The following is a 17,645-nucleotide window of genomic DNA, read 5'->3' as shown; positions in this document are numbered from 1 at the left end:
CGTTCCTCATGGGGTTCACAGCCCCTCAGCCAGGGGGCCGAGCGCGAGTGCGGGCAGGAAGGTCAGCGCGACCAGGATCACCGTGACGCCGACGACCATCCCGACGAACAGGGGTCGGTGGGTCGGCAGGGTGCCTTCCGACGCCGGGGTGGGCTGCTGCCGGGCCAACGAACCGGCCAGGGCGAGCACGAAGATGATCGGCAGGAACCGGCCGAGCAGCATGCACAACCCGAGCGCGGTGTCCCACCAGGTGGTGTTCACCGTGATGCCGGCGAACGCCGAGCCGTTGTTGTTGCTGGCCGAGGTGAACGCGTAGAGCACCTCGGAGAGCCCGTGCGGGCCCACGTTCAGCGCGGTCGAGTTGTTGCCGGTGGCGAACGCCGCCGCCGTGCCGGCCAGCACCAGCGTCGGGGTGATCAGGAAGTACATCGAGGCGAACTTGATTTCCCGGGCGCCGATCTTCTTGCCCAGGTACTCGGGCGTGCGGCCGACCATCAGCCCGGCGACGAAGACCGTGATGACCGCGAGGATCAGCAGGCCGTAGAGGCCGGCGCCGACGCCGCCGGGGGCGACCTCGCCGAGCATCATGTTGACCAGCGGCATCATCCCGCCGAGCGGGGTGAACGAGTCGTGGAACGAGTTGACCGCGCCGGTCGAGGTCAACGTGGTCGCCGCGGCGAAGGTCGCCGAGTTCGACACGTCGAAGCGGACCTCCTTGCCCTCCAGCGCCGCGCCGACCGCCTGCGGCACGGTGCCGTGCCCGGCGAGCTCGAAGACGTTGGTCAGCGTGATGCTGGCCAGCGCAAGGATGCCCATCACCGCCACGATGGCGTAGCCCTGCCGGTTCTGGCCGACCATCCGGCCGAAGACCCGGGGCAGGCTGAACGGGATCAACAAGATCAGGAAGATCTCCAGCCAGTTGGTCCAGGCGGTCGGGTTCTCGAACGGGTGGGCGCTGTTGGCGTTGTAGAAGCCGCCGCCGTTGGTGCCCAGCTCCTTGATCACTTCCTGGCTGGCCACCGGGCCGCCGGTGATCGTCTGGCCGCCGCCGGTCAGCGTGCTCACGTCGGTGCCGCCGGAGAGGTTCTGCACCACGCCGCCGATCATCAGCGCGATCGCGCCGAGCACGGCGATCGGCAGCAGGATGCGCACCGTGATCCGGGTCAGGTCGACCCAGAAGTTGCCCAGCTGCTCGGTGCGGTGCCGGGCGAAGCCCCGCATCAGGGCCACCGCGATCGCGATACCGACCGACGCGGAGACGAAGTTCTGCACCGCCAGGCCGGCCATCTGCACCAGGTGACCCATGGTCGACTCACCGGAGTACGACTGCCAGTTGGTGTTGGTCACGAACGACACCGCGGTGTTCCAGGCGCCGTGCGGCACCACCGCGTCGAAGCCCAGCGACAGCCAGAGCTTGTCCTGCACGCGCTGGAACGCGTAGAGGAAGAGCAGGGAGACGGCCGAGAACGCCAGCACGCTGCGGGCGTAGACGCCCCAGGTCTGCTCGGCGGCCGGGTTGACCCCGACCAGGCGGAAGATCCCGCGCTCGACGCGGGACTGCCGCGTACCGGAGACCACCCGGTACATGTAGTCGCCGAACGGCTTGTAGACGGCGACCAGCGCCACCACCAGCGACAGGATGAAGATGACGCCGGCTGTTGTCATGGTCATCAGAAGCGCTCCGGGAACAGCAGGGCGACCACCAGGAACAGACCCAGGCCGATCGCCAGCACGAGGCCGACGGCGTTGACCGCGCTCACAGCTTCTCCACCGCCCGGATCACCAGGGCGAGCGCTGCGAACAGCACCACCGTCAAGACCACGAACACCACGTCAGACACGCTGACTCCTCGTACGGGAAAGGTTCGTCGCGACCGCCTGCCGGTCGCGCCGGGCAATCAAAGCGCCACGCGGTGCACGGCGACAGGGTCCATAACGCGACCATGACGACGAGCCCGACTTTCTTGACGGCCTTTTCACAGCTCGCCCCCATCGGGTGAGCGCGGCCACAGCGGGCGCCGCGCCTGGTGGGCCGGCGCGAAGGTCCGGCGGCGGGTTTCCACGCCGCCGGACGGTCGTCAAGAGCGCAGGTGGCGGTACCCGGCTCCCAGGGCGCCCGCGAACGCGATCACCGCCGGGTACGACCAGACCTCACCGGAGACCCCGGTCAGGTCGCCGAACTGGTTGACCAGGAACCCGATGAAGGTCGCCGCGGCCAGTACCGTCGTCACGGCCAGCGCCCGCAGGTCCGGCACGACGGCGGCGTACCCGCCGACCGTGAGCGCGACGACCAGCAGCCGGCCCGGCACCTCGGCCGGCGGAAAGAGCGCCGCGGCCAGCAGCGCCGCACCGACCACCAGCAGGGCGCCGAACGCTGCGCTGACTCCGGTGGGGGTACGACAGTCCTCCGCTGCGATCTTCCGGTCACGATCGACGCTCACGGCACGCCTCCGCCGAACCTGAGCCCGCCCGCCGGGCCCGTCCGTCGCCATCCGATTCCCGCCGACCGGCAACCGTCGATGGTTTTCACACGCCTGTGACGGTGAGCCTGGGATTCTTGACGACGCCATAACGACGGCGCCTGGCGTGCGGCCGGCCTCGGGGGCGGACCGCACATGTCTAACCTGATCGGGTGACCGCCGAGCTGACCCTGCTGTCAGGTGTCTCCTACCGGGGCCGGGAGATCGCCGGGCCCCGGCTGCACGGGCTGCTCGCGCTGCTCGCCGCCGACCTGCGCGCCGGCTGCGGCACCGGCCGGCTGGTCGCCGGGCTCTGGCCGGACGAGCTGCCGGAGAACCCGCCCAAGGCGGTGCAGGTCCTGGTCTCCCGGGTGCGGGCGCAGCTGGGCGCGGACGTCGTCGCCCGGACGGCCACCGGCTACCGGCTCACCCTGGTCGAGGAGCAGGTCGACGCCGCCGCCGTGCTGCGGCACGCCGCGGTGAGCGCGGAGCGGGCCCGGGCCGGCGACCATGCCGCGGCGCTGGCCAGCGCGGACGCCGGTCTGGCCTACTGGAGCGGGCCACCCGAGGAGAACGCCGCCGGCGACCCGCTCGCCGTGCTGCGGGCCGAACGGGCCACCGCGTACCGGTCGCTGCTGCGCTCCCGGGCGCTGGCGTTGGCCCGGCTCGGCCGGCACGCCGAGGCGGTCGGGCCGCTCGCCGAGCTGGCCGGCGGACCGACCCGCGACGAGGAGCTGCTCGGCGAACTGCTGCGCGCCGAGGCGGCCACGACCGGTCCGTCGGCGGCACTGGCCCGCTACGAGGCGTACCGGCGGTCGCTCCGCGAAGAGCTCGGCACCGATCCCGGAACGGCTCTGCGGGAGGTGCAGCGGGAACTGCTGCGGGACGAGCCGCCGCCGGTCCGGCACGGCGTGCCGCACGACCCCAACCCGCTGCTCGGGCGGGACGCCGACATCGCCGCGGTGACCGGGCTGCTGCGCGCCTCCCGGGTGACCTCCATCGTGGGGCCGGGCGGGCTGGGCAAGACCCGGCTGTCGTACGCGGTCGCCCGGCAGGCCGAGCAGCGCGTCGTCCACCTGGTGCCGCTCGCCGGTGTGCGAGCCGACGAGGACGTGGCCGGTGAGGTGGCCGCCGCGCTCGGCATCGGCGAGACCCTCGGTACGCCGGCCGCCGCACTGACCGCCGGGCGGGACCCGGCGACCGCCATCGCCGCCGTGCTCGGCTCGGGACCGACGCTGCTGGTGCTCGACAACTGCGAGCACGTCGTCCGGGGCGCCGCCGAGCTGGTCGGTGCGCTCGTCTCGACGACCCGCGACCTGCGGGTGCTCATCACCAGCCGTACCCCGTTGGGCCTCTCCTCCGAGTCCGTCCACCTGCTGCCGGAGCTACCGCTGCCGACCAGCGTCGAGCTGTTCGGGCAGCGGGCGCGCGCCGCGCGGCCCGGCGTCGACCTGCCCGGGGACGTGGTGGCGGCGCTCTGCCGGCACCTCGACGGGCTCCCGCTCGCGGTGGAGCTGGCGGCGGCCCGGGTGCGGACCATGTCGGTGGCCGAGATCGCCCGCCGGCTGGACGACCGGTTCGCCCTACTCCGAGGCGGGGCCCGGGACGCGCCGCAGCGGCACCACACGCTCCACGCGGTGGTCGACTGGAGCTGGGCCCTGCTCGACGAGGACGGCCGGGCGGCCATGCGTGCGCTGTCCGTCTTCCCCGGCGGTTTCACCGCCGACGCGGCACGGTACCTCCTCGACGGCGACCCGCTGCCGGTGCTGGAACACCTGGTAGACCAGTCGCTGCTCAAGGTCGACGAGACCCCGACCGGCGTCCGGATGCGGATGCTGGAGACGGTCCGCGAGTTCGGCGCCGCCCGCCGCGACGAGGCCGGCGAGACCGGGGCGGTGACCGACCGTCTCCTCGCCTGGGCCCGGGACGTCGGCCTCACGCATCACGAGGAACTGCTCGGCCCGGACGCGTTCGACACGGTGGAGCGGGTCCGCGCCGAGCAGGACAACATCGTGCAGGCGTACCGGATCGGGCTGGCCCGTGCGGACTGCCCCACGGTGGCCGCCACCGCGGCCGTCCTGGCCGGCATCTGGACGCTTGACGCCGCCTACACCCGGATGATCGCGCTCGCCGAGGAGACCGGGCCGCCGCTCTCGCACTACCGGCCCGAGCCGAAGTTCGTCGAGGTGACCAGGGCCGCCTCGGCCCTCTGCGCGGCGAACCTGATGATGATCCAGGGCCCGCACCCCATCCGCAGCCTGGTGACCCTGCGCCGCCTACCGCCACCGTCGCCGGACACCCTGACCGGTGCGCTGTCGATCCTGCTGAACGCCCTCCCCGCGATCGCCGCGGACCCCGCCGTGCTGCGCGCGCTCCAGGCCCGGCCCGAACCACTCGTGGCCGGCCTCGCCCACTGCCTCGCCACCTACACCTGCGAGCGGGAGGGCGACCCGGAGGGCGCGCTCGACGCGGCCCGGCGGATGCTCGACGCCTTCGGGCCGACCGTCACCCCGTGGTTGCGGATCCTCGCCCACTCCCGCCTCAGCGAACTGCTCGCCCAGACGGATGAGTGGGAGGAGACACGACGGCACCTGATGGCGGCGCTGCGCCTGCTGGAGGAAACCGGGCCGTGGGCCGACGTGATCCAGATCCGCTGGGCGCTGGCGCTCGTCAGCCTCGGGGCCGGTGACGTCGACGCGGCGGAGCACTGGCTCGAACTGGCGGCCCGGCACGGCATCGAGGACGCGTACGGGCTGGGGTCGTTCGAGCTGGGCGTCCGCGCCGAGGTCCGGCTCCAGCGTGGCGACGTAGACCGCGGACTGGAGCTGTGGCGACAGGCCGTCACGGACGTCACCGCGTCCGTGGACCCGCTGTTCCAGACTGACGAGTGCGGCCGCCCCACCCCGTGGGCGCTCCAGATCGGGGCGGTCACCGTCGTCGCGCACGCCAGGTCCGACCAGCTCGATCTCGTTCCCACGCTGCCGGATGCGCTGGCCGACCACCTGCACCGGATGCTGACGAATCCCGCCGTCAACCCGCCCGCGTTCGTGATGGAGCAGCCGGTCTCCGGCACGCTCCTCCTGGCGCTCGCCATGGTCGACATCGAGCGGGCCCGCAACGGCGGCGATCCCGAGGCCGCCGCCAGCGGCGCCCGGCTGGTCGCCCTGGCGGAGCGGTTCCGCTTCCTGCGGGAGTTCCAGCCCACGATGTCCTCGGCCACCGCGCGGCGGGAGGCCGAACAGGCCGACAAGGCGGCGTACGCCGACGCGGTGTCGACGTACGCCGCCATGGACCCGGGCGGGCTGCGGGCGGCCGCGCTGTCGGCGCTGGCCGCCCGGCCCGCCGGTCACCGCGACGGGTCGCGATCGTAGAGCTTGCGCGCCCACAGGTAGCTCAGCAGCGTGATCCCGGCGCACCAGGCGAGAGCCTGGGTTCCGCTGGAACCGATCGGCCCGCCCACCAGCAGGCCACGCAGGGTCTCCATCACCGGCGTGAACGGCTGGTACTCGGCGAACCAGCGCAGCCCGGTCGGCATCGAGTCGGTGGGGACGAACCCGCTGCCCAGGAACGGCAGCAGCATCAGCGGCATGGGCAGGTTGCTCGCCGTCTCGACGCTCTTGGTGACCATGCCGAGGGCCACCGACAGCCAGGTGATCGCGAAGGTGACCGCGGCGAGCAGCCCGGTGGCGGCCAGCCACTCGAGCGGGTCGGCGGTGGGGCGGAACCCGACCAGCAGGGCGACGCCGGTGACCGCCGCGAGGCCGAGCATGGTCTGGATCAGGCTGCCGACGACGTGGCCGGTCAACACCGACACCCGGGCGATCGACATGGTGCGGAACCGGGCGACGATGCCCTCGGTCATGTCCATCGCCACCGAGATCGCCGTGCCCTGCGCCACCCCCGCCACGGCGATGAGCAGGATGCCGGGCGTGACGTAGGTGGCGTACTCCTCGCGGCCACCGGAGGGCCCGCCGAGTCCGGCGCCGAGGGTGCCGCCGAAGACGTAGACGAAGAGCAGCAGGAAGATCACCGGAATGCCGATGACCATCAGGGTCAGGGACGGGTACCGCTGCATGTGGCGCAGGTTGCGCCGCAGCATGGTCGCGGAGTCGCTCAGGGTGTACGCGAGGCTGCTCATGCCAGAACCTTCTCCTGGGTGTCGTGGCCGGTGAGGGTGAGGAAGACGTCGTCGAGGTCAGGCGTGTGCACGCTCAGCGACTCGACCTCGACCCGGATGTCGTCGAGCCGGTCGAGCACGGCCCGCAGCGACCGGACGCCGCCGTCGCTCGGCACCCGCAGGGTCAGCGACTCGTCGTCGCGGCGCACGTCGCCGAGCACACGGGCGGCTGCGGCCAGCCCTTCGGCGTCGGCGAAGCGCAGCTGGAGGTGGCCGCCCGGGGCCCGCCGCTTCAGCTCCTCGGCCGTGCCCTCGGCGACCAGCCGGCCGTGGTCCAGCACGGCGATCCGGTCGGCGAGCTGGTCCGCCTCCTCGAGGTACTGGGTGGTGAGGAAGATGGTCACCCCGCCGGACACCAGTTCCCGGATGATCTCCCACATCGCCCGGCGGCTGCGCGGGTCCAGGCCGGTCGTCGGCTCGTCCAGGAAGATCAGCCGCGGGTCGCCGACCAGGGTCATCGCCAGGTCGAGCCGCCGCCGCATGCCGCCGGAGTAGGTGGCAGCCGGTTTGCCGGCCGCGTCCACCAGGTCGAACCGCTCGAGCAGCTCGGCGGTCCGCCGACGCTCCGCGGCACGTCCCAGGTGACGCAGGTCGGCCATGAGCTTCAGGTTCTCCGCGCCGGTGAGCAGGTTGTCGACCGCGGAGAACTGGCCGGTGACGCCGATGCCGGCGCGCACCCGGTCCGGCTCGCGGGTCAGGTCGTGTCCGACGACCCGTACGTCGCCGCCGTCCGCCCGGATCAGCGTGGACAGGATCTGGACCGCTGTGGTCTTGCCGGCGCCGTTCGGGCCGAGCAGGGCGAAGATGGTCCCCTCGGCGACGTGCAGGTCGATGCCGTCGAGGACGACGTGGTCGCCGTACGTCTTGCGCAGGCCGGTCGCGGCGATCGCCGGCCGTGGTGCGGTTGTCGTCATGGGGGAAGCGTGCGCGGCACCCGGATCACGGCGGTTTCAGCCCGGTTTCACCGGTCGGGGCGGCACCCTCCGGGCCTGTTGACACACCGGGGGGCGGGCACGAGGGTGAGGCCATGTCGCACCCCTCGCCCTGGCGCCAGCCCGAGCACGACGACCTGGCCGACCTGGCCCGCAGCTTCTTCACCAAGGAGGTGCTGCCGCACGCCGACCGGTTGGCCGCCCAGGGGCATCCGGACCGCGCGCACTACAGCCGCGCCGGCGAGTTGGGGCTGCTCGGCCTCTCCGTGCCGGAGCAGTACGGCGGCGGGGGCGGCGCCTTCACCCACGAGGCGGTCATGTTGCACGAGCAGGCGTACACCGGGGAGAGCAGCCTCGGTCTGGCCGTGCACAGCGGCATCGTCACCGGCTACCTCGTGGCGTACGGCAGCGAGGAGCAGAAACGGCGCTGGCTGCCCGGGCTGTGCAGCGGCGAACTCGTCGGGGCGATCGCGATGACCGAGCCGGACGGCGGCTCGGACCTGCAGGCGATGCGCACCCGCGCGGTGCGCGACGGCGACGACTACCTGGTCACCGGGGCGAAGACCTTCATCAGCAACGGCGGGCTCGCCGACCTGGTCATCGTGGCCGTCAAGACCGACCCGGAGCAGCGGGCCGCCGGGATCTCGCTGCTGGTCGGCGAGGTCGGCGGTGACCCGGAGGGCTTCCGCCGTGGCCGGCTGCTCTCCAAGATCGGGCTGCACGCCAACGACACCGCCGAACTCTTCTTCGACGGGTTCCGGGTGCCGGCGGCGAACCTGCTCGGCGGGGCCGTGGGGCTCGGCTTCGTCCAGTTGATGCAGCAGCTCCCGCAGGAGCGGCTGGTGATCGCGGTGGGCGCGGTCGCCGCGATGGAACGGGCGGTCGAGCTGACCGTGGCCTACACCAAGGAGCGCACCGCCTTCGGCAAGCCGCTGCTCGGGCACCAGAACACCCGGATGGTGCTCGCCGAGTGCGCCACCCGGACCCGGGCCAGCCGGGTCTTCCTGGACGACTGCATCGCCCGGCACTCCCGGGGTGAGCTGGACGTGCCGACCGCCGCGATGGCCAAGTACTGGCTGACCGAGGGGCAGTGCGAGGTCATCGACCGCTGCCTGCAGCTCTTCGGCGGCTACGGCTACACCACCGAGTACCCGATCGCCCGGATGTACGCCGACGCCCGGGCCCAGAAGATCTACGGTGGCACCAACGAGATCATGAAGGAGCTGATCGCCCGTGCGCTCTGACCCCGGGTCGGCCGCGCCGGAAGGTCGGGGTGGGCCGCTGGCCGGGGTACGGGTGGTCGAGCTGGCCAGCCTCGCGCCCGCCCCGTTCGGCTGCATGGTGCTCGCCGACCTCGGCGCCGACGTGGTCCGGGTCGACCGGCCCGGCGGTCCCGCCGCCGGTCGGTTGGCCGCGCCACCCGGCGGGCCGTTGCAGCGCGGCCGGCGGGTCACCGCTCTGGACCTCAAGTCGCCGGACGGCGTGGCCGACCTGCTGCGCCTGGTGGAGCGCGCGGACGTGCTGGTCGAGGCGTACCGGCCGGGGGTGGCCGAGCGGCTGGGCTTCGGGCCGGAGACCTGCCGGGCCCGCAACCCCCGGCTGGTGTACGCCCGGATGACCGGCTGGGGGCAGGACGGCCCACTGGCCCCCCGGGCCGGGCACGACATCGACTACATCGCGGTGGCCGGCGCGCTGGAGCCGCTGGGCCGGGCCGGTGAGCGCCCGCACGCGCCGTTGAACCTGCTCGGCGACTTCGCCGGCGGCGGAATGCTGCTCGCCGTCGGGGTGCTGGCGGCGCTGCTGGAACGGGAACGCTCAGGCGTCGGGCAGGTGGTGGACGCGGCGATGGTCGACGGCTCCGCGCTGCTCACCGCGTTCCTGCACGGGATGCTCGGCACCGGCCTCTGGTCCGCGCCGCGCGGGCGCAACCTGCTCGACGGCGGGGCGCCGTTCTACGACACGTACCGCACCGCGGACGGCGGTTACCTGGCGGTCGGGGCGCTGGAGCCGGCCTTCTACGCCGCCCTCCTCGCCGGCCTTGGTCTGGGCGACGACCCTGACCTGCCGGCCCAGTACGACCCGGCGGGCTGGGACGAGCTGCGCCGGCGGTTCACGGAACGGTTCGCGACCCGGACCCGGGACGAGTGGACGGCCGTCTTCACCGACCTGGACGCCTGCGTGGCGCCGGTGCTCGCCCCGACCGAGGCGCACCGGCACCCGCACAACGCCGCCCGGGGCACCTTCGTGGAGGTCGGCGGGGAGGTCCAGCCCGCCCCGGCGCCCCGATTCGGGCGTACGCCCGCCCCGCCTCCGGCCCCCACCCCTGACCCGGAACCCGCGTCGGAGATCATCGCGCGCTGGTCGCGCTAGCCCCAGAAGCAGATCTTGGTAGGAAAGCGCCCCCCGAGGGGCAGTTTCCTACCAAGATCTCCAGCGGTCAGCCGCGCGCGGTGGCCGGCTCCGGCTCGGCGACGGTCGACGAGGTGTCGGCGGTGGGCTCGGCAGCGGCTTCCTGCACGTCCGGGCCGTCGTGGTCCTCGTCGAGCATGGTGGCCTCGTCGAACGGACGCTCGCCGGCGAGCACCGCCCTGGCCTGCTCCGGGTCGAACTCGCCGGTCCAGCGGCCGATGAGGACGGTGGCGACGGCGTTGCCGGCGAAGTTCGTCAGCGCCCGCGCCTCGGACATGAACCGGTCGATGCCCACGATCAGCCCCACCCCGTCGACCAGGTCCGGCCGGTGCGACTGGAGCCCGCCGGCAAGGGTGGCGAGGCCGGCGCCGGTGATGCCGGCGGCGCCCTTGGACGCGATGATCATGAAGACCAGCAGCGAGATCTGCTCGCCGACCGAGAGCGGGTCGCCCATCGCCGAGGCGATGAAGAGCGACGCCATGGTCAGGTAGATCGCGGTGCCGTCCAGGTTGAACGAGTAGCCGGTCGGCACCGTGATGCCCACCACCGGCTTGCTCACCCCGACGTGCTCCATCTTGGCGATCAACCGCGGCAACGCCGACTCCGACGACGAGGTCGACACGATCAGCAGGAACTCCCGACCGAGGTACCGCAGCAGCGAGAAGATCGAGATCCGGGCCACGAACCACAGCAGCGCACCGAGCACCACCAGCACGAAGATCAGACACGTCGCGTAGAAGCCCAGCATGATCTGGGCCAGGCTCTTCAACGCGTCCATCCCGGTCGCCCCGACCACGGCGGCGATCGCGCCGAACGCACCGATCGGCGCCAACCACATGATCATGGCGAGCACTTTGAAGACCAGGCGCTGGATGGTGCCGACGGCCCGCAGCACCGGCTCGCCACGGCGGCCCATGCTCTGCACGGCGAAGCCGACGAGCAGGGCGACCAGCAGGGTCTGCAGCACCTCGCCGCCGGTCAGCGCGGAGAGCAGCGAGGTCGGGATGATGCCCAGCAGAAAGTCGGCGGTCCCCTCGCTCTCGGTGCCGGCCGCCTTCTGGCCCGCCTCGGCCAGCTCGTTGCTCAGCTGGAGCCCGGAGCCGGGGTGGATCAGGTTGCCGACGACCAGGCCGATGGCGAGCGCGACGGTCGACATGATCAGGAAGTAGCCGAGGGCCAGGCCGCCGACCTTGCCGACCTTGGCGGCCTGCCGTACGGAGCCGACGCCGAGCACGATGGTGCAGAAGATGACCGGGCTGATCATCATCTTGATCAGCGCGACGAAACCGGTACCGAGGGGCTTGAGTTCCTGCGCCGCGTCGGGGGCCGCGAAGCCGAGGATGATGCCCGCCAGGACGGCGCCGATCACCGCGAGGTAGAGGAAGTGGGTGCGATCCCGCCGGGGCCGCGTGGCCGGTGTGCTGGTGGTGGGGGTCTGCATGGCTGAGACTGTGGCCCAGGTCTCAACCGGAATCAGCCTTGCGTTCATTCTGTTCACCGACCTGAGCTGTCGACGAAACAGGGAGCGCGACGGACCGTCACGACGAGGAGACATGACCGGACGGAAGTGGAGCATCGCCGGGCAACTGTTCGCCCTCCAGGTCGTCGTGGTCACGCTGCTGGTGGCGGCGGCCACCCTGGGGGTCGCGCTGGTCGCCCGCTCCGACGCCCGGGACGCGGCCCGCGAGGAGGTGCTGGCGGTGGCCGAGACGGTCGCCCGGTCTCCCGAGGTGGCCGCCGCGCTGCGCACCCCGGACCCGTCCGCCACCCTCCAGCCGTACGCCGAGTCGATCCGGGTCGCCACCAGCACGGACTTCGTGGTGGTGATGGCCCCGGACCGGACCCGCCACTCGCACACCGACCCGACCCAGATCGGCCGGCCGTTCATCGGCACAATCGAACCGGCGCTGGCCGGGCAGCCGTTCACCGTGGTCAACACCGGCACCCTCGGCGAGTCGGTCCGCGCGGTGGTGCCGGTACGCGACACCGGCGGCGCGGTGATCGGTCTGGTCTCGGTCGGCATCACCACCGAGGCGATCAACCGGGAGCTGCTCGAGAAGTCACCGGTGCTGGTGGCCGCCACCATCGCGGCGCTGGCCCTGGCCGGCGCCGGCTCCTGGCTGCTCAGCCGGCGGCTGCGGCGGCAGACCCACGGCCTCGGCCCGGCCCAGATCACCCGGATGTACGAGTACTACGACGCGGTGCTGCACTCGGTGGGCGAGGGCCTGGTGGTGATCGGCCCGGACCGCCGGATCGCGCTGATCAACGACGAGGGCCGCCGGCTGCTCGGGCTGCCCGCCGACGCGCCGCTGGTCGACCAGCCGGTGACCGAGGCCGACCTGCCGGCCGCCCTGACCGAGCTGATCACGTCGGGTCAGGCCGCCCGGGACGAGCTGATCCTGACCGCCGACCGCGCGCTGGTCGCCAACCTCCGCCCCACCGGCGCCGACAGCCGGGCCCTGGGCACGGTGCTGACCCTGCGGGACCACACCGACCTGCGGGCCCTCACCAGCGAGCTTGATTCGGTCCGCGGGCTCACCGACGCGCTCCGGTCGCAGGCTCACGAGGCCGCCAACCGGCTGCACACCGTGCTCACCCTGGTCGAGCTGGGGCGCACCGAGGAGGCCGTCCGGCTGGCCACCGAGGAGCTGGCGCTGGCCCAGCAGCTCACCGACCAGGTGGTGGGCGCCATCGCCGAACCTGCGCTGGCCGCGCTGCTGCTCGGCAAGTCCGCTCAGGCCGCCGAGCGCGGCGTGGAGCTGACCGTCGACCCGACGTCCCGGCTCGACGTCGGCACCCTGCCGGCCGGGGAGCTGCTCACCGTGGTGGGCAACCTGGTCGACAACGCGCTGGAGGCGGTCGCCGCCGGGGAGCCGCCCCGGCGGGTACGGGTGTACGTGACCGAGACGGTCGGCGAGGTGCTGGTCGAGGTGACCGACAGCGGCTCCGGGCTGCCGCCCGACCGGGTCGCCGACGCGTTCCGCCGGGGCTGGTCGACCAAGGCCAGCGGCCGGGGCATCGGCCTGGCCCTGGTCGCTCAGGTGCTGGCTCGGCGCGGCGGCCGGCACGAGGTGGCCGCCGGACCGGAGGGCGGGACGGTCTTCCGGGTCCGGCTGCCGGTCGGAGTGGAGCAGCCGACATGAGCGAGCGGGCGGACATGAGCGACATCCGGGTGCTCGTCGTCGAGGACGAGGAGCTGATCGCGGCGGCGCACCGCGCGTACACCGAGCGGGTCCCGGGGTTCCGGGTGGTCGGGGTGGCGCACACCGCCCGGGAGGCGATGCGGGAGCTGCGCCGGACCGGCGCGGACGCGGTCGACCTGGTGCTGCTCGACTTCCACCTGCCCGACGTGCACGGCCTGGACATCTGCCGAACGATGCGGGCGGCCGGCAGCGACGCCGACGTGCTCGCCGTCACCTCCGCCCGCGACCTGGCCGTGGTCCGTTCGGCGGTGGCCCTCGGGGTGACCCACTACCTGCTCAAGCCGTTCACCTTCGCCGCCTTCCGGGACAAGCTGGAGCGCTACGCCGAATACCGACGGCAGGCGTCGGCGGGTGGCGCGGTCGCCGCCCAGCACGAGGTGGACCGGATGTTCGCCACCCTGCGCGGAACGGCCCCGGACACCCTGCCGAAGGGGCTCGGCGCGCAGACGCTCGACGCCGTACTGGACGTGCTGCGCCGTCAGCCGGGGCTCTCCGCCTCGGAGGTCGCCGAGCGGACCGGCACCTCCCGGGTCACCGCGCGGCGTTACCTCGAGCACCTGGCCGAGACCGGCCGGGTGGGCCGGACGCCCCGCTACGGCACCCCGGGCCGTCCCGAGGTGGAGTACCGGCCCACCTGAGCGCCCGTACCGGCGGTGCCGTGACCCGGGCCGGCCGGTGGGATCCGAACCTCCCCGTTCCGGCCCGACCGGAGCCCGCCGGGCATGATCATGCAGGTGGCGGCGCGGAAGCCCGCCCACAGGAGCAGGGAGGGACCCGGCTGTGCCCGACGCCGACGAGCTCATCACCGACGCGCTCGCGGCGGCCCGTGACACCGACGTACGCCGCGCCGAGCGGCAGCTGGACCGGCTCGTGGTCGGCACCGGCGCACCGGACGGCGCGGCGGCGGTGGACGCGGCGCTGCTGCGCCGGCTGGCCGCCGGCGTCGGGCGGCTCTGGCCGCGCGGCTGGCAGCCGGTCGACCTGGCCCGGATCGCGGGCCGGCGGCTCGGCGCCCGGCCGGCCCGGCTGCTGGCGGACGCGATGGCCCTTCAGCGGCGCGACCAGCCGGGCCCGGTACCGACGTGGTGGGACGACCAGCTGCGCGACCTGGACGCCGGGCTGTGGTGGGACGACGACCGTGCCCACCTCACCGCCTGGGCCGCCCGGGAAGGGGTGGACCGGGTGACCGCGCTGCGGGAGGCGGTCGAGGCGCTGGCGTTGGTGGAGGGGCTGCCGCCGATCGCCGTGCTCCGGCCACCGCCCGGATCGACGCCGACCGGCGGTCCGGCCGGCCCGGGCGCCGGGTCCCGGGGTGGCGGCGGTTCGCGGATGCTGGACCGGGTCCGGGCGCTGCTGGCCAAGGCCGAGTCGACCACCTTCCCGGCCGAGGCCGAGGCGCTGACCGGCAAGGCGCAGGAGCTGATGGCCCGGCACAGCCTCGACGAGGCGTTGCTGGCGGCCGACGCGCCGCGGACCGACCTGCCCGGTGGGGTGCGGCTCGGCACCGAAGCCCCGTACGCCGGCGCGAAGGCGCTGCTGGTGCAGGAGGTGGCGGCGGCGAACGGGTGCGAGGCGGTCTGGTCCGACGACCTCGGCTTCGCCACCGTGCTCGGCTGGCCGGCCGATCTGGAGGCGGTCGAGCTGCTCTACACGTCGCTGCTGGTGCAGGCCACCGCCGAGATGCTGCGCGGCCGGGGTCAGCGCCAGGTGAAGGGGGGCGGGCGGCGTACCCGCGGTTACGACGAGTCCTTCCTCAACGCGTTCGCGCTGCGGATCGGTGAGCGGCTGCGGACGGTCAGCGCGGCGGCGAGCCGGCAGGCGGCGGAGGCGGCCGGGCCGGAGCGGTTGCTGCCGGTGCTGGCCGCCCGAGGTGAGGCGGTGCGCGAACGGATGGAGAGCCTCTTCCCCGGGGTCCGCCGGCACCGGCTGACCGTCCGCGACGCGGAGGGCTGGGCCTCCGGCACGTCGGCGGCCGACCGGGCGTCGCTCGACCTGGGTGGTGGCCGGCCCGGCCGGCAGGTACGCGGCAAGCGGTGACCCGCTCCGGCGTGGGGGCCGCCGTCCCGGCGAAGATTCTGCGATTTTCTTCCGTACGGATGTAGGGCACGGAGCATCGGCTCCGACCCCTCGGCGAGCCGCGCCACCGATCGCGCGGCCAGGACGCGAGGAGCAGGTCGTGAAGTACATGCTGTTGATCTGGAACCGGCCCGGTTTCGTCGAGGAGCTCTCCGAGCAGGAGCGGGTCGCGCTCTTCGGCGAGGTCGACGAGATCATGGCGGAGCTCTCCGCGTCCGGGGAGCTGGTGGGCGGGCAGGCGCTGGCCGACCCGTCGCAGACGCGCACCGTCCGGCTGGCCGGCGGGCACCCGGAGGTCGTCGACGGGCCGTTCATGGAGAGCAAGGAGCAGTTCGCCGGCTACCTGGCGGTCGACTGCGAGAGCCCGGAACGGGCGGCGGAGATCGCGGCGCGCTGGCCGGACGTGCGCTACGGCGGCGTCATGGAGGTCCGCCCGATCATGGACGACGCCGGGACCGAGATGTGACCGACGGCAGCGAGGTCGAGGAGCTGCTGCGTGCCCTGGCGCCGCAGGTCCTCGGCCTGCTCGTCCGCCGGCACGGCCAGTTCGACCGGTGCGAGGACGCGGTGCAGGAGGCGTTGCTCGCCGCCGCCCTCCAGTGGCCGGATCAGGGCCTGCCGGAGCATCCGCGCGCCTGGCTGCTCACCGTCGCCACCCGCCGGCTCACCGACGAGTGGCGCAGCGAGCACGCCCGCCGGGAGCGCGAGATCACGGTGGCCGCCCGCGAGCCGGCGTACGCCACGGTCGCCCCGCCGGCAGACGCGGAGCCGCCGGCCGGCGACGACACGCTGCGGCTGCTCTTCCTCTGCTGCCACCCGGCGTTGGCCCGGTCGGCGCAGGTGGCGTTGACCCTGCGCGCGGTCGGCGGACTCAGCACCGCGCAGATCGCCCGGGCCTACCTGGTGCCCGAGGCGACGATGAGCCAGCGGATCCGCCGGGCCAAGCAGCGGGTCGAGGCGGCCGGCGCGCGGTTTACCATGCCGTCGCCGGCCGAGCGGGACGACCGGCTGGCCGCGGTGCGGCAGGTGCTCTATCTGATCTTCAACGAGGGGTACACCGCGTCCAGCGGGCCGGAGCTGCACCGCGCCGAGCTGACCGGCGAGGCGATCCGGTTGGCCCGGATGCTGCACGCGCTGCTCCCCGACGACGGGGAGGTCACCGGGCTGCTGGCGCTGATGCTGCTGACCGACGCGCACCGGGCGGCCCGGGTCGGGCCGGGCGGCGAGCTGGTGCCGCTGGCCGAGCAGGACCGCGACCGGTGGGACCGGGCCGCCACGGCGGAGGGCGTCGCCCTGGTCACCGAGGCGCTGACCTGGTCGCCACCGGGCCCGTACCAGCTCCAGGCGGCGATCGCGGCCGTGCACGCCGAGGCGCCCTCGGCCGCGGAGACGGACTGGCCGCAGATCGTGGCGCTCTACCGGCTGCTCGCCCGGATCGCGCCGAACCCGATGGTCACCCTGAACCAGGCGGTCGCGGTGGCCATGGTGGACGGTCCGCGCGCCGGGCTGGCGCTGCTCGCGCCGCTCACCGAGGACGAGCGCATGGCCGCACACCACCGGCTGGCGGCGGTCCGTGCCCACCTGCTGGAGCTGGCCGGCGAGCCCGGCCCGGCGCGGACGGCGTACCTGGCCGCCGCCCGGGCCACCACCAGCCTCCCCGAGCGGCGTTATCTGGAGCTGCGGGCCGCCCGGCTGGCCGGCACCGAACAACCGTCGAGCATTGGAGTGGACCGACCATGAGCACCGTGACGAGTCAACTGTCGATCTCCCTGGACGGCTACGTGGCGGGGCCGGAGCAGAGCCCCCAGGACCCGCTCGGCCGGGGCGGCCTGCGCCTGCACGAGTGGCTCTTCGGCCTGGACACCTGGCGGGCACAGCACGGATTGACCGGTGGCGATCGCGGCGTGGACGCGGAGGTCGTCGACGAGATGACCCGCAACGTGGGGGCGTACGTCATGGGGCGGCACATGTTCGGCGGCGGCGACGGGCCGTGGGACGAGACGTGGCGCGGCTGGTGGGGCGAGGAGCCGCCGTTCCACACGCCGGTCTTCGTGCTCACCCACCACCCCCGCTCCGCACTGACCATGGCCGGCGGCACGGAGTTCCGGTTCGTCGCCGACGGCATCCACTCGGCGCTGAAGCAGGCGCGGGAGGCGGCGGGTGGCCGGGACGTCTCGATCGCCGGTGGCGCGAGCACCGTCCGGCAGTACCTGACCGCCGGCCTGCTCGACACCCTTCAACTGCACATCGTCCCGATCGTGCTCGGGGCCGGCGAGCGGCTCTTCGAGGACGTCGGCGATCTCCGGCTGGAGCAGGCGGCGGTGGTCGCCGGCCCGAGCGTCACCCACGTGACGTACCGGGTGTCACGCTGACCGTCGCCGGCCGCCGGG

15 protein-coding genes are annotated in these 17,645 nt (G+C 73.6%); 9 read left to right on the top strand and 6 right to left on the bottom strand.

Annotation, left to right across the window (positions count from 1 at the left end; all coding sequences use genetic code 11):
• Positions 1-15: 15 nt before the first annotated feature.
• From kdpA to ACIBBA_RS05760, 3 genes are all read right to left on the bottom strand, one after another.
• Positions 16-1,671, bottom strand: coding sequence for a potassium-transporting ATPase subunit KdpA (kdpA, locus tag ACIBBA_RS05770; protein WP_396694124.1), 1,656 nt, complete (start codon positions 1,669-1,671; stop codon positions 16-18).
• A complete protein-coding gene (gene kdpF / locus ACIBBA_RS05765) occupies positions 1,671-1,760 on the bottom strand; it encodes a K(+)-transporting ATPase subunit F (RefSeq protein ID WP_262287437.1) in 90 nt (29 codons plus the stop codon). The genes kdpA and kdpF overlap by 1 nt, the downstream gene beginning before the upstream one ends.
• 317 nt (positions 1,761-2,077) lie before the next feature.
• Positions 2,078-2,440: a hypothetical protein gene (locus tag ACIBBA_RS05760; protein ID WP_396694122.1), complete on the bottom strand. Its 363-nt coding sequence runs from the start codon at positions 2,438-2,440 to the stop codon at positions 2,078-2,080.
• 191 nt (positions 2,441-2,631) lie between these two features.
• On the opposite strand from ACIBBA_RS05760, the gene ACIBBA_RS05755 reads away from it, so the two are divergent.
• Positions 2,632-5,829, top strand: a complete 3,198-nt coding sequence (locus ACIBBA_RS05755) for an ATP-binding protein (RefSeq protein WP_396694120.1) — start codon at positions 2,632-2,634, stop codon at positions 5,827-5,829.
• On the opposite strand, the gene ACIBBA_RS05750 is transcribed toward ACIBBA_RS05755, so the two are convergent.
• Both ACIBBA_RS05750 and ACIBBA_RS05745 read right to left on the bottom strand, forming a co-directional pair.
• Positions 5,805-6,596, bottom strand: coding sequence for an ABC transporter permease (locus tag ACIBBA_RS05750; RefSeq protein ID WP_396694118.1), 792 nt, complete (start codon positions 6,594-6,596; stop codon positions 5,805-5,807). The genes ACIBBA_RS05755 and ACIBBA_RS05750 overlap by 25 nt on opposite strands.
• Entirely contained in the window at positions 6,593-7,549 is a 957-nt protein-coding gene (locus tag ACIBBA_RS05745) for an ATP-binding cassette domain-containing protein (RefSeq protein WP_396694116.1), read from the bottom strand. The genes ACIBBA_RS05750 and ACIBBA_RS05745 overlap by 4 nt, the downstream gene beginning before the upstream one ends.
• Before the next feature lie 113 nt (positions 7,550-7,662).
• On the opposite strand from ACIBBA_RS05745, the gene ACIBBA_RS05740 reads away from it, so the two are divergent.
• Both ACIBBA_RS05740 and ACIBBA_RS05735 read left to right on the top strand, forming a co-directional pair.
• Positions 7,663-8,811: an acyl-CoA dehydrogenase family protein gene (locus ACIBBA_RS05740; protein WP_396694114.1), complete on the top strand. Its 1,149-nt coding sequence runs from the start codon at positions 7,663-7,665 to the stop codon at positions 8,809-8,811.
• Positions 8,801-9,937, top strand: a complete 1,137-nt coding sequence (locus ACIBBA_RS05735) for a CaiB/BaiF CoA transferase family protein (protein ID WP_396694112.1) — start codon at positions 8,801-8,803, stop codon at positions 9,935-9,937. The genes ACIBBA_RS05740 and ACIBBA_RS05735 overlap by 11 nt, the downstream gene beginning before the upstream one ends.
• Positions 9,938-10,004: 67 nt before the next feature.
• Here ACIBBA_RS05735 and ACIBBA_RS05730 read toward each other — a convergent pair whose 3' ends face one another.
• Positions 10,005-11,417 (bottom strand): cation:dicarboxylate symporter family transporter, encoded by a 1,413-nt coding sequence (locus ACIBBA_RS05730; RefSeq protein ID WP_396694110.1) that lies wholly within the window; start codon positions 11,415-11,417, stop codon positions 10,005-10,007.
• A 112-nt stretch (positions 11,418-11,529) separates the two neighbouring features.
• Here ACIBBA_RS05730 and ACIBBA_RS05725 point away from each other — a divergent pair, with 112 nt between their 5' ends.
• The 6 genes from ACIBBA_RS05725 (at position 11,530) to ACIBBA_RS05700 (ending at position 17,627) form a co-directional block, all read left to right on the top strand.
• Positions 11,530-13,119, top strand: a complete 1,590-nt coding sequence (locus tag ACIBBA_RS05725; RefSeq protein ID WP_396694108.1) for an ATP-binding protein — start codon at positions 11,530-11,532, stop codon at positions 13,117-13,119.
• Positions 13,116-13,817 (top strand): response regulator, encoded by a 702-nt coding sequence (locus ACIBBA_RS05720; RefSeq protein ID WP_396694106.1) that lies wholly within the window; start codon positions 13,116-13,118, stop codon positions 13,815-13,817. Before ACIBBA_RS05725 ends, ACIBBA_RS05720 begins: the two co-directional genes overlap by 4 nt.
• A 142-nt stretch (positions 13,818-13,959) precedes the next feature.
• Positions 13,960-15,216 (top strand): DUF2786 domain-containing protein, encoded by a 1,257-nt coding sequence (locus ACIBBA_RS05715; RefSeq protein WP_396694104.1) that lies wholly within the window; start codon positions 13,960-13,962, stop codon positions 15,214-15,216.
• A 148-nt stretch (positions 15,217-15,364) separates the two neighbouring features.
• The gene (locus ACIBBA_RS05710; protein ID WP_357049102.1) at positions 15,365-15,721 is read left to right on the top strand and encodes a YciI family protein; all 357 of its coding nucleotides are present in this window, start codon (positions 15,365-15,367) and stop codon (positions 15,719-15,721) included.
• Positions 15,718-16,995, top strand: a complete 1,278-nt coding sequence (locus ACIBBA_RS05705) for an RNA polymerase sigma factor (RefSeq protein WP_396694102.1) — start codon at positions 15,718-15,720, stop codon at positions 16,993-16,995. The genes ACIBBA_RS05710 and ACIBBA_RS05705 overlap by 4 nt, the downstream gene beginning before the upstream one ends.
• Positions 16,992-17,627 carry a dihydrofolate reductase family protein gene (locus ACIBBA_RS05700; protein WP_396694100.1) on the top strand — a complete coding sequence of 212 codons (636 nt, stop codon included), beginning with the start codon at positions 16,992-16,994 and terminating at the stop codon, positions 17,625-17,627. Before ACIBBA_RS05705 ends, ACIBBA_RS05700 begins: the two co-directional genes overlap by 4 nt.
• The last annotated feature ends 18 nt before the right edge of the window (positions 17,628-17,645 follow it).

Origin of the sequence: Micromonospora sp. NPDC051006, from assembly GCF_044456245.1 — a bacterium.
Lineage (GTDB): Bacteria > Actinomycetota > Actinomycetes > Mycobacteriales > Micromonosporaceae > Micromonospora.
Note: the sequence above shows the minus strand (reverse complement) of the source record. Positions and strands in the feature narration are given on the sequence as shown.